Annotated in this window: 12 protein-coding genes and 1 pseudogene; 11 read left to right on the top strand and 2 right to left on the bottom strand. The window is 64.0% G+C overall.

The annotated features are described in order from the left end of the window. Positions 1-107 precede the first annotated feature (107 nt). The 9 genes from gspG to K663_RS10570 all read left to right on the top strand — a co-directional run bounded on the left by gspG (position 108) and on the right by K663_RS10570 (position 6,168). The gene (gene gspG, locus K663_RS10610; protein ID WP_062120737.1) at positions 108-542 is read left to right on the top strand and encodes a type II secretion system major pseudopilin GspG; all 435 of its coding nucleotides are present in this window, start codon (positions 108-110) and stop codon (positions 540-542) included. A 106-nt stretch (positions 543-648) separates the two neighbouring features. Beyond that, complete coding sequence (locus tag K663_RS10605) at positions 649-1,056, top strand: GspH/FimT family pseudopilin (RefSeq protein WP_062120731.1); 408 nt, start codon at positions 649-651, stop codon at positions 1,054-1,056. A gap of 58 nt (positions 1,057-1,114) precedes the next feature. Next, positions 1,115-1,441 carry a type II secretion system minor pseudopilin GspI gene (gene gspI / locus K663_RS10600; protein WP_062120734.1) on the top strand — a complete coding sequence of 109 codons (327 nt, stop codon included), beginning with the start codon at positions 1,115-1,117 and terminating at the stop codon, positions 1,439-1,441. Next, complete coding sequence (gene gspJ / locus K663_RS10595; RefSeq protein WP_083535878.1) at positions 1,441-2,130, top strand: type II secretion system minor pseudopilin GspJ; 690 nt, start codon at positions 1,441-1,443, stop codon at positions 2,128-2,130. The genes gspI and gspJ overlap by 1 nt, the downstream gene beginning before the upstream one ends. After that, a complete protein-coding gene (gene gspK, locus K663_RS10590) occupies positions 2,123-3,112 on the top strand; it encodes a type II secretion system minor pseudopilin GspK (protein WP_062117124.1) in 990 nt (329 codons plus the stop codon). Before gspJ ends, gspK begins: the two co-directional genes overlap by 8 nt. Further along, positions 3,109-4,218, top strand: a complete 1,110-nt coding sequence (gene gspL / locus K663_RS10585) for a type II secretion system protein GspL (protein ID WP_062117121.1) — start codon at positions 3,109-3,111, stop codon at positions 4,216-4,218. Before gspK ends, gspL begins: the two co-directional genes overlap by 4 nt. Continuing rightward, a complete protein-coding gene (gene gspM, locus K663_RS10580) occupies positions 4,215-4,703 on the top strand; it encodes a type II secretion system protein GspM (protein ID WP_062117118.1) in 489 nt (162 codons plus the stop codon). The genes gspL and gspM overlap by 4 nt, the downstream gene beginning before the upstream one ends. Beyond that, on the top strand, positions 4,700-5,422 hold the full coding sequence (gspN, locus tag K663_RS10575; RefSeq protein WP_062117115.1) for a type II secretion system protein N: 723 nt from the start codon (positions 4,700-4,702) through the stop codon (positions 5,420-5,422). The genes gspM and gspN overlap by 4 nt, the downstream gene beginning before the upstream one ends. Further along, on the top strand, positions 5,419-6,168 hold the full coding sequence (locus K663_RS10570; RefSeq protein ID WP_062117112.1) for a prepilin peptidase: 750 nt from the start codon (positions 5,419-5,421) through the stop codon (positions 6,166-6,168). The genes gspN and K663_RS10570 overlap by 4 nt, the downstream gene beginning before the upstream one ends. 67 nt (positions 6,169-6,235) lie before the next feature. On the opposite strand, the gene K663_RS10565 is transcribed toward K663_RS10570, so the two are convergent. Then, positions 6,236-7,531 carry a mechanosensitive ion channel family protein gene (locus K663_RS10565; RefSeq protein WP_062117109.1) on the bottom strand — a complete coding sequence of 432 codons (1,296 nt, stop codon included), beginning with the start codon at positions 7,529-7,531 and terminating at the stop codon, positions 6,236-6,238. A gap of 232 nt (positions 7,532-7,763) precedes the next feature. On the opposite strand from K663_RS10565, the gene K663_RS10560 reads away from it, so the two are divergent. Together K663_RS10560 and K663_RS10555 are read left to right on the top strand one after the other, a co-directional pair. Further along, positions 7,764-9,539, top strand: a complete 1,776-nt coding sequence (locus K663_RS10560) for an SLC13 family permease (protein WP_062117106.1) — start codon at positions 7,764-7,766, stop codon at positions 9,537-9,539. A gap of 85 nt (positions 9,540-9,624) precedes the next feature. Beyond that, positions 9,625-9,771 (top strand): annotated as a pseudogene (locus K663_RS10555) (IS630 family transposase); the annotation flags it as partial. A 190-nt stretch (positions 9,772-9,961) separates the two neighbouring features. On the opposite strand, the gene K663_RS10550 reads toward K663_RS10555, so the two are convergent. Further along, complete coding sequence (locus K663_RS10550; RefSeq protein ID WP_062117103.1) at positions 9,962-10,747, bottom strand: ThuA domain-containing protein; 786 nt, start codon at positions 10,745-10,747, stop codon at positions 9,962-9,964. Positions 10,748-10,765: the final 18 nt, after the last annotated feature.

Below are 10,765 nucleotides of genomic sequence, written 5' to 3'. Positions count from 1 at the left end.
GCCCCGAGCCTGTCGAGGGGCTTCTCTCGCCTTCAGAAGGCAAGGGCTTCGACCAGCTCAACCCGAACGGGGAGGGGGTGGATCGCCGATCGATCGAGAACGGCTTCATGCATTCGAAGCGTTCCGCCGAACACGGCTTTACGCTCGTGGAACTGATGGTCGTGATCGTTATCATCGGATTGCTGGCGACGATCGTGGCTATCAATGTGATCCCCGCGACTGACACGGCGCGAGTAGAGAAGGCCAAGGCCGACATCGCCACCATAGAGCAGGCGCTGGAGCAATATCGGCTGGACAATCTGACCTATCCATCGGCGACCGATGGCCTGCAGGCGCTGCTCAACCCGCCAGCGTCGTTGGCGCAGCCACAGCGTTACCGGCGTGGCGGCTACATCAAGAAGCTGCCGGACGATCCATGGGGCAGGCCCTATGCCTATGCCGTGCCGGGGCGGAAGGGCGCATTCGATATCAGTTCGCTGGGCGCGGATGGCCAGCCGGGCGGCGACAGTGAAAATGCCGATCTCTATTCCAGCGAGCTTTGAGATTCCCGAAGCCCGTTTCCGTCGTGTCGAGCGCTTGCCGTGGCAGGCGATCGAACGGCCAGAAACCAACGGGCGATCGGAAAGCGGCTTTACCCTTGTCGAGCTGATGGTCGTGCTGACGATCATCGGCTTCATTTCCGCTGCCGTCGTTCTGGCCATCCCGGACCCGCGCGGAAGAGTGATCGAGGACGCCGACCGCTTCGCCGCGCGCGTAGCCGCTGCGCGCGACGAAGCGGTCGTGACTGCCCGTCCGATGGGCGTGTGGGTTTCCGCTTCGGGCTATGGTTTTCAGCGGCGCGAAGGTGCGCAATGGGTGCCGCTGGAAGACAAGCCCTTTGTCACCGCCAATTGGAAAGGCGGCACGCGGGCATTGGTGGGCAAGGACGGGCGGCAGCAGATCGGTTTCGACGGCACGGGCCTGCCGACCGACGCGATGACGGTGACGCTGGCGCGCGAAGCCGAGCGTGTGTCGGTGACGGTCGATATGGCGGGGAAGGTCATGGTCGGTGGCTGAAAACAGTCGTTCAGACGCGCCCATTCGCGCTGGTGAAAGGGGCTTCACCCTGCTGGAGATGCTGGTGGCGCTGGCGGTGTTCAGCCTGGCCGCGCTGGCGCTGGTGCGGTTGCAGGGCGTGACGCTGCGAACCGCGGCGGACCTTGACAGCAAGGCGTTGGGGCAGATCGTCGCGCGAAACCTGATGGTGGAGGTGCAGACCGACCCCGCGCCCCCTGCGCTGGGTAGCCAGCAGGGCGAGGTTGATAATGGCGGCCGGCGTTGGCGCTGGACGCGCGAAGTCAGGGTCATGGACGACAAGCGGCTGTTGCAGGTCAACCTGACCGTCGATGGGGCGGCTGGATCTTCGCCCGTCGTGCTGAGCTTTGTGCGGGTGGTGCAGTGATGCGCCTTTTACCTCACCCGCAAACCTGCCGGGACGGGCATGCCGAACAGACGATCTTCGAGGAGAAGGGGGAAGCCGGCTTTACCCTCATCGAACTGCTGGTCGCGCTGATGATTTTCGCCATGTTGTCGGCGGCGGGGGTGCTGTTGCTGGGTAACAGCGTGTCGGCGCAGGCGCAGATCAAGGTGCGTCTGGACGATCTGGCTGCCGTGCAGCGGGCTGGCGGCGCGCTGGCGGCTGATCTTGGGCAGGCAGTGCCGCGCATCAGCCGCACCGAAATCGGAACGCTTGCGCCTGCTTTCTGGTCGCATCGAGAGGGCGAAGCCGTGCCCGTGCTTCAGTTCGTGCGCGGGGGCTGGGACAATCTGGGCGATCTGCCGCGGCCTTCCTTGCAAAAGGTGGAATATTGGGTGCGCCAGGGGCGGCTGGAGCGGCGGACCTATGCGCAGGTTGATGGCGCGGCAGGGGATGAGCCTGCGGTCCTGCTGGAAAATGTCGATGATGTCGCCCTGCGTTTCCGGGATGCGCAAGGGGACTGGCGGGATGAATGGGTGCCCACCCAACCGGACCTGATGCCCCGGGCCGTCGAGATGACGGTGACGCGCACGGGGGAGCCGCCCGTAACCCTGCGTTTCCTGGTCGGGCCAGGGCCAGCCGAGCGATTGCCAGAGGAGGCGGCTGGTGCCTGATCCCCGCAAGCCAGGCGAGCGGGGCGCGGCTCTGCTGACGGTGCTGCTGCTGGTGGCGGTGATGGCGGTGGTGGCGTCCACCGCGCTGGAGCGGCTCGCGCTGGCGACGCGCATGACTGGTAATGGCGGCGCGATTGACCAGGCGCGGGCCTTTGCGGATGCGGGCGCGGAAATCGCGCGTTTGCGGATCGGCGATCTGATAGCGGCAAATCCGGGCAAGACGACGCTGGCGGGCAATTGGATGGGAACACCGCAACCCATCGCCGTTCCCGGCGGCATGGCCAGCGCGCGGGTGAGGGACGCGGGGAACTGCTTCAACCTCAACAGCGTGGTGGCTGGCGACAATGAGGCCAATCTGAAAGTCCGGCCGGTGGGCATTTCGCAATTTCAGGCGTTGTTGCAGGCCCTGGGCGTCGATGCACGGCAGGCGCAGGTGGCGGCGATGTCACTTGGCGACTGGATCGACAGCGACAGCGTACCACAGCCGGGCGGCGCGGAGGATGAGACCTACGCGCAGGCGGCGCGGCCCTATCGAGCCGCCAATCGCTTCATGGTCGATGCCAGTGAATTGCGGGCGGTTCATGGCGTGACGCCTGCCATTTACGATCTGGCGCGGCCCTGGGTATGTGCGCTGCCGACGGCTGACTTGTCGCCGATCAACATCAACACGCTGCTGCCCGATCAGGCGGTGCTGTTCGCGATGCTGCTGCAAGGGCAGGTGAGTGTGGCGCAGGCGCGGCAATTGCTGGCGGAACGTCCTGCCGAGGGCTACGGCAGCACCGTTCAGTTTTGGGCGCCGCTCGCCAGCCAGGGGATCAATCCGCTTGAGGAAGCGGCCAACCAGGTCAAGTTGACGACAGGATTTTTCGGGGTGGACATTACGGTGGACGTTGGGGGAACACAGCTTGTCGAGCGGGTGCTGATCGATGCCCGGCAGAGCCCGGCGAGGCTGATCCGCCGCAATTGGGGAAGCGGCGCGTGAGCGTGCGGGACGGCCTGGTCGTAGCCCTGCCCGAGCAGGGAGAGCCGCTATGGATGCGCGTGGTCGATGGCGTCGTGACGCAAAGCGGCGAGGGCGCAAACTGGCTAGCGGCTTGCGGATTGACGGCACTGCCAGCCGACATGGTGGTGATGCTGGTGCCGCCCGCTGCGCTGGTCACCCTGCACTGGGCGCATTATCCTGAACTTGCGCCGCGTCAGGGGCGAGCGGCGGCGCGGCTGGCGGCGCTGGCGTCCGGCATCGTGCCCGCCGATCAGTTGTTTGCGGCGGCGAACGAGAATGACGACCCTGCGGCCGCTCACATCGTCGCGGTAGCGGCGCGCAGCGACATGCAGCATTGGCTGTTATGGGCACAGCATCATGGGCTGGACCCCGACATCATCGTCCCCGCACCCTTGTTGCTGCCCGAACCTGCCGAGGGCGTGGCGAGAGGCATGCTTGGCGGCGAGGTGCTGTTGAGAGGCGAGGACGTTGCTTTCTCCGGCGACCTCGCGCCCATTCTTCCGGCTGACGCGGTGGTCGAGCATGTCACGCCCGATCAGCTGGAGGAGCGGGTGATCGCGGCGCTGCTAAGCCCGCCGCTGGACATGCGGCAGGGTGATTTCGCCAAGCGGGTGCGCCGGGCAACGGACAAGCGGACGTTCGGGCGTATCCTGCTGTGGAGCGCGCTTGTCCTGCTGGTGAGCCTGCTCATCACCCTGATCGCGGTGGTGCGGCAGCATGTGGCGGCTTCCAACCTCGATACGCAAAGCCTTGCGCTGGCGCGGCAGGTGGTGCCGAACGCGGGCGACCTGGACCTGGCGGAGGCGGAGATCGAGCGGCAACTGGCGGCGCGGTGCGCTGGGGCTTATGCCTTTACCGCGCCCGTCGCGGCTTTGCTGGGCGCGTTGCAGGATACGCCGGGGGTGTCATTGACCGCCCTGTCGCGCGATCCTGACGGCATGATCCGCGCGACTTTGGCGGCGGCGAAGGTAGAGGAAATCAACAGCATATTGCTGGCGTTGCAGGGGGCGGGTTTCACCATCACGGCCACGCCTTCGCAGGATCCCGGCGGGCGGGCGCTCGCGGACATCACGGTGCGATCATGACGGAAGCTTTAAAGAATTACTGGGCAGAGCGGTCGCCGCGCGAGCAATGGATGCTTGGCGTGATGTTCGCCCTGTTGGGCGTCGTCATCCTATGGCTGGGCATCGTGCGTCCGTTAGCATCGGCGCAGCGATCAGCGCATGACGCGTTGATCGAGGCGACGGATCGCAATGCGGCGATGCGCGCGAAGGTCAGCCTGCTCAAGACGCTTCCCCGGACCGTCAATGCCGGGCCTGCGGATTCTGCGATCGATCAATTGGTAGGCCAAAGCGCGGGTGAGGCGGGACTGACGCTGGAACGGGCGCAGACCCAGGGGGCAGGGCGGATCGAAATCGCGATGGCGTCGGTACGGCCGGTCGCGCTCTTTTCCTGGCTTGCGGCTCTGGAGGCGCAGGGGGTGCGGGTGGAAACGATGAGCGCGCGGCCTTCGCCGACGGCTGGCAGTGTTTCGGTGCAGGCGGTGTTGGTGCGCGGGGCAGGGCGATGAAGGGGCTCCAACTGTCGGGCCGCGCGCGCGCCATCCTGATCCTGCTGTTCCTGTTTGGATTGATTGCGTTCATGCCGATGCGGATTGCGCTGGGGCTGACAGGTCTGGAGCGGGTCGGCGTGTCGGCGCGGGAGGTGCGGGGTTCCTTGTGGAGCGGGCGCATCGACCAACTCATGCTGGGCACGATGCCGATCGGAACGGTGCGGGCCGGGCTTTCCCCGATATCCTTGCTGATGGGCCGCGCGCGTATCGACATCTGGCGGCGACGGGGGGCTGCCGACGATCTGAGTGGCGCCTTGACGATAGGGTTCAACCGCATCGGCATTGACGATGTGACCGGCGCGGTGCCGCTGGGGCGCAGTTTTGCGCCGCTGCCCATCGGCAGCCTGCTTATGGAGGATGTGACCGCTTACTTTTCCGGCGACCGCTGCGGTCATGCCGAAGGCCGGGTGCGCGCGCAACTGGCGGGGCAGTTTCCCGGCCTGAACCTGTCGCAAGGCTTGTCGGGCACGGCCAGCTGTGACGGCGATGCGCTGCTGCTGCCGCTGGTCAGCCAGTCGGGCCTTGAAAAGATCAACCTGCGGATCTGGCGATCGGGGCGCTACGTTGCGGAGATGCGGGTTGAGACGGCCGATGCCGGGCTGGCCGGTACGCTTGCGAAGGCGGGATTTGCCGATGCGGGTGGCGCGCAGCTGCTGAAGGTCGAAGGGACGTTGTGATCGACCCGTTATGGGCCCTGCTGGGTGGTATGGCAGGCGCGATTGCGGGCAGTTTTCTTGGTACGCTGGCGCTGCGCTGGCCAGAAGGGCGCGGCGTGATGCGCGGCCGTTCTGCCTGCGACGGCTGCGGCCGGACATTGGGCATCGTTGACCTTGTCCCGATTTTCAGCGCCGTGCTGCTGCGTGGGCGGTGCCGAAGCTGCGGGGCGGCCATCGATCCGCTGCACGGCCGGGTGGAGATGGGCTGCGCGATCATCGGGGCGATCGCCTGCGGGTTTCTGCCCGGACTGGCCGGCGCTGGCTGGGCGCTTCTGATGTGGCTCCTGCTGACCCTGGCGGTGCTGGACTGGCGGCATTTCTGGCTGCCTGACGCGTTAACGTTGCCCTTGGCTTTCCTGGGCCTGACAGCTGGCCTGTGGGTGACGGACCCATCCCTGCCGGACCGGTTGATCGGCGCGGCGGGGGGCTATCTAATCCTCCTGACTGTCGCTGTCGTATATCGAGCAGTGCGAGGCCGGGAGGGCCTGGGATTGGGCGATGCCAAGCTTTTGGGCGGGCTGGGCGCCTGGTTTGGCTGGCAAGCCTTGCCCTTCATCCTGCTAGTGGGAGCATCACTCGGCCTACTGGGGGCGCTGGCGAGCATTGCGAGCGGGCGAACGGTGGATCGATCGACGCGCCTGCCGCTCGGCACCTGCATTGCGCTGGCGGCGTTGCCGGGCTGGTGGTTGTCAGGATTGATCAGATAGCCGCATGCGGCACTGCTTCGGATATGCTGGCGACAGCTTTCGATCCGTGCAGTTCTCGCGTCCGCAATCAGTCTTCGTGGCGGAGGTTCGCGCTGCCCGCCTGATGCGATGGGACGGTATGCAGATAGATGTCGCGCTGGGGATAGGGCAGGCCGATGCCATGCGTCTGGAAGAGTTCCCATAGCCGGTTGAGGATGTCGGACTGCACATTCCCCACACCCTGTTCGGGATCGAGTATCCAGACCATGATGTCATGTTCCAGCCCCCGTTCACCGAAGGCCAGGAGCCAGACCGTCGGCTCGGGCTTCGGCAGAACCCGATGCGATGCCTTGGCAGCCTGAATCATCAGCTTTTGCGCGAGCTTCAGGTCGCTGTCATAGGAAATGACAACGGGAATGTGGATGCGGACGTCCCGGTTGGAAAAGGACCAGTTTTCCACGGCCTGGGTCATGAGCTGCTCGTTCGGGATCAGGTGTTCCTTGCCATCACGAGTGATAACGGACACCGCGCGAACGCCGATCTTGTTGATGGCCCCGAACGTATCGCCGACGGCAATCACGTCTCCCGGCTTGACGGACTTGTCCATCAGCAGGATCAATCCGGCGATCAGATTGCCAAAGGTTTTCTGAAGGCCAAAGCCAACCGCAAGACCCAGCGCGCCGGAAAAAACCGTGAGCGTCGTCAGGTCGATCCCCAATATATCGACGCCAAACAGGATCGCCACGACCACAACGGCAAGGCTTCCCAGTTTCTGGAACAGCGCGCGTTGTGAAAGATCAAGGGCCGAAAGGCGGCCCACCGCGTGCGTCATGATGCGGTTGGCTATTCTTGTCGCGGCAAACAATATGGCGCCCACGAGCAGGAAGTTGACGACGTTGAGCAAGGATATCCGCCGGCTGCCGACATGCAGCGCAGTGGCGTCGAGGCTGGTCGCCAGTGCTTCGACACCGCCGAGGGCAGCGGCCAAGGTCAGAACGAAAGCTACTGCTGCGAGAAATATGCACATCCAAAGCGGCAGACTTGCGATGCGCAGCACGTAGCCTGCTGTCATCATGAGTGCGGCGCTGAATGCGACAGCGATGATCGTCAGCGCAGGCTCAGCAAACGGCAGCAGGGCGAGGGGGAGGGTGAGGATGAGCGCCCCGGTCGCGAAACGCAAAAGCTCTGGCAGGCGCTTGCCCAGCAATGCCCCCCGCGTCCCCACATCGGATCGCACCCACCGGCGGCATGCCGGTCCGCCCCAACGTGCGGCCGCTTCGCCCGCGATGACAGCAAAGGCGACGAGCGATCCGGCGATCACCAGGTGCGCCATGCCGGAGTTCCAGCCCATGTCGGATAACCAGATCTCGATCGCTTCGGTCATGCGCGCACCATCTCATGAAGGCGGCATGGACACCGCATGGCACTGGACAACGCCATTTCATCCCTTTCGTCGCAATTTTCGGCGCGGTGGGCAAGTGAGGGATGGTCGCGCCACCGAAACCGGTTTCGCGCGTTACCCGCTCTGTGTGGGCGAACAGCAAAAAATCACCGATCATCAAGACGCTTCCTGCTGTTAGACCGCATGCACGCCACCGCCGCATCAACGAGGTCCGATGACATTACCCCAATGGCTTTCAGTCGCCACGCTGGCCGGGATGATGGCGCTCTTTCTTTGGGGGCGTTTCCGCTACGATGTGACGGCGGTTATTGCGCTGCTCGCGGCGCTGCTCATCGGTGTCGTCAAGCCGGCTGACGCCTTCAAGGGCTTTGCCGACGATATCGTCATCATCGTCGGCTCTGCGCTCGTTATCTCTGCCGCTGTGCGGCGATCGGGCGCGATCGAGATCGCCCTGGGTTTTCTGTCCAGGCGAGTGAAAAGCGTCCGGTCACAGCTTCTCGTGCTGACCGGATCGGTGGGTGTTTCCTCCGCCCTGGTCAAGAATGTCGGAGCGCTGGCGATGCTGATGCCCGCGGCTTTCCAGATGGCGAAGAAGAACGGGGCCAATCCGTCGGTCTTCCTGATGCCCATGTCCTTCGCATCGCTGCTGGGCGGCCTTATGACACTTGTGGGAACGTCGCCTAATATCATCGTCAGCCGCGTGCGTGAGGAGATGACCGGCGAGCCTTTTGGCATGTTCGATTATTTTCCGACCGGCTTTGGCTTGCTGCTGGTCGGGCTTATTTTCCTGCGCTTTGCATACCGGCTGCTTCCTCGCAACCGCCGCGCCGCACCGACCATGGGAGAGGCGCTCAATATTTCAGGCTATGTCACTGAGGCGTCAGTACCGGAGGGTTCCGAGGCTATCGGCCAGACGATCGCGGAGTTCACCGAGCGCCACGATAATCAAATCGCGGTGATGAGCCTGCTGCGCGGCGACATGCAGGGCACGGTCCATCCCAACGTCCATCTGCGGCAGGACGATATCCTGATCCTGTCCGGCGAGCCTGACGCGCTGGAGCGGGTGATCGCCCGTGACAGCCTTTCGCTGACCGGAGAAGGCAAGGCGATGGCCGAGGGGCATGAGCGCGACGAGATCGGTGTGATAGAGGCGGTGGTCACGACCGATTCCGCGCTGATCGGCCGGACGGCGGGTCGCCTGTCACTTCGGGAGCGTTTTGGCGTGAACCTGATCGCGATATCGCGGGCCGGCGAACATCTGACCCGCAAGATTGGCCAGATCGTGCTCCAGGCGGGCGATGTCATTGTCATGCAAGGGCCGGTCGCCTTGCTGCCTGATCGCCTGCGCCAACTTGGCGCATTGCCTCTCGCGGCGCGGGAAATGCAGTTGGGGAAATCGAACCGTGGATGGCTCCCTATCCTGGTTCTCGCCATCGCCATGATTGCCACGGCGACTGGCTTGGTCCCGGTTGCGGTGGCTTTCTTTGCTGCGGCCGGGGTGGTCGTGATTGCTGGAGCGCTGCCGGTGGGCGAGGCTTATGAAGCGGTGGAGTGGCCGATCCTCATCATGCTGGCCGCATTGATTCCGGTCAGCGAAAGCCTGCAAACAACAGGTGCATCGGATGTGATCGCAACGGGGCTTGCTCATGCCGCGGCGACGTTGCCGCCATGGGGAGCGGTTGCGCTGATCCTGGTGTCGGCCATGGCGGTGACGCCGTTCCTCAACAATGCGGCAACCGTCCTGGTCATGGCGCCTATCGCTGCCGTTTTCGCCAACGATCTGGGATACCGCCCGGAAGCCTTCCTGATCGCGACTGCGATCGGGGCAGGCTGCGATTTCCTCACGCCGATCGGCCATCAGTGCAACACGCTGGTGTTCGGGCCGGGCGGCTATCGTTTCAGCGATTACGCCCGTTTGGGCGCGCCGCTGTCCCTGATTGTGGTGCTTGTCGGCACGCCGCTCATTCTGTGGACCTGGCCGCTGCGCTGAATTTGACATCGCAGAGGATTGCGGCGGCGTCGTGCAAAACCGTTGTTTTCTGCTATGCGATCCAACCCTGCTGTACCAATCCACTGTACCAGCGCGGGCCAAATGTCCAGAACTGAACCCCGTGGAGAACATCTGGCAGTTCATGCGCGACAACTGGCTCTCCAGCCGCATCATCACATCCCACGACAACATCGTCGATCACTGTTGCGAGGCATGGAACAGACTGATCTAGCGGCTGCGGCACATCATGAGCATCGGTCGACGCAAATGGGCACGTCGGCTTTGATCAATGCAGGTTGGCATTAGACCACTTCAGGCGAAGGTACGAAATTGCGAGGCTTGTCGCGTCCCTCTGTTCCGACAATGCCACATCGTCGATCAGATTTATGTAGCGGACGTCGGCCTCAATGCTGCCCGAATGATCAGTCCACCGGCACCGCCTCGACGCCCCAGGCGATGAGCCGCCGGACGAGGTCCATATAGGTTTCGCTTGCCCACGGGCCCGGCTGAACGGGAATTTCGTCGATGAAGGGGCGAAGGTCATATTTGCCACAGGCATGGCCGGGCGCCAGATACATCGTTTCTCCCGCGCCGTGGCGGTGTCGCAGCAACTGGGGACGAACGTCATCCGTCAGCCAGGGGCCCTTCACATAGCCTGGCGCTTCGCCAGTAAAGCGTGCCTCCAGCAGCACATCGCATTCGCCGCGCAGTTCCAGAATATAGGGTTCGTCGACAACCTCGAACGCGCCGATCCCCTCGGTCACGGGATGCGCGACGGGGCCGGGCGTGATGGCGTAGGCTTGCTGCGCCAGATGCGAAATGAAACGCACCCCCAGCAGGTTCATATATTCGGGCTTGAGGTCGGGCGTGTCGGTAAGACCGGGCAGTTGAATGCCGCCGATATTGACCGCCGGCGGCTTGAACTGGGTGTAGGCGGCAGCGCCATGGATCGCCAGCCAGCGGCCGCCGCCTGCCAGGAAGCGTTCGAGCGCCGCGAGAGTCTCACCTTCGGGAAAGACATTGTTGGTGTAGGTGATCAGGAAATCGGTTTCCGCCAGCGCCGTTCCATCGCCGAAATCCGGAGCGCAACGCACCCGCAGCCTTTCATTTTCACCGAGCAGCTCGAGTAATGCCAGGCGGACGCGGTTCATATCATGATTTTCGCCGCCAATGATCAGTTCGACCTGCGGCCGTCCATATTTTGCCATATGGGTCCCTCTCCCGAT

Origin of the sequence: Sphingobium sp. MI1205, assembly GCF_001563285.1 — a bacterium.
GTDB lineage: Bacteria > Pseudomonadota > Alphaproteobacteria > Sphingomonadales > Sphingomonadaceae > Sphingobium.
This window is presented reverse-complemented; position numbering and strand designations above follow the sequence as displayed.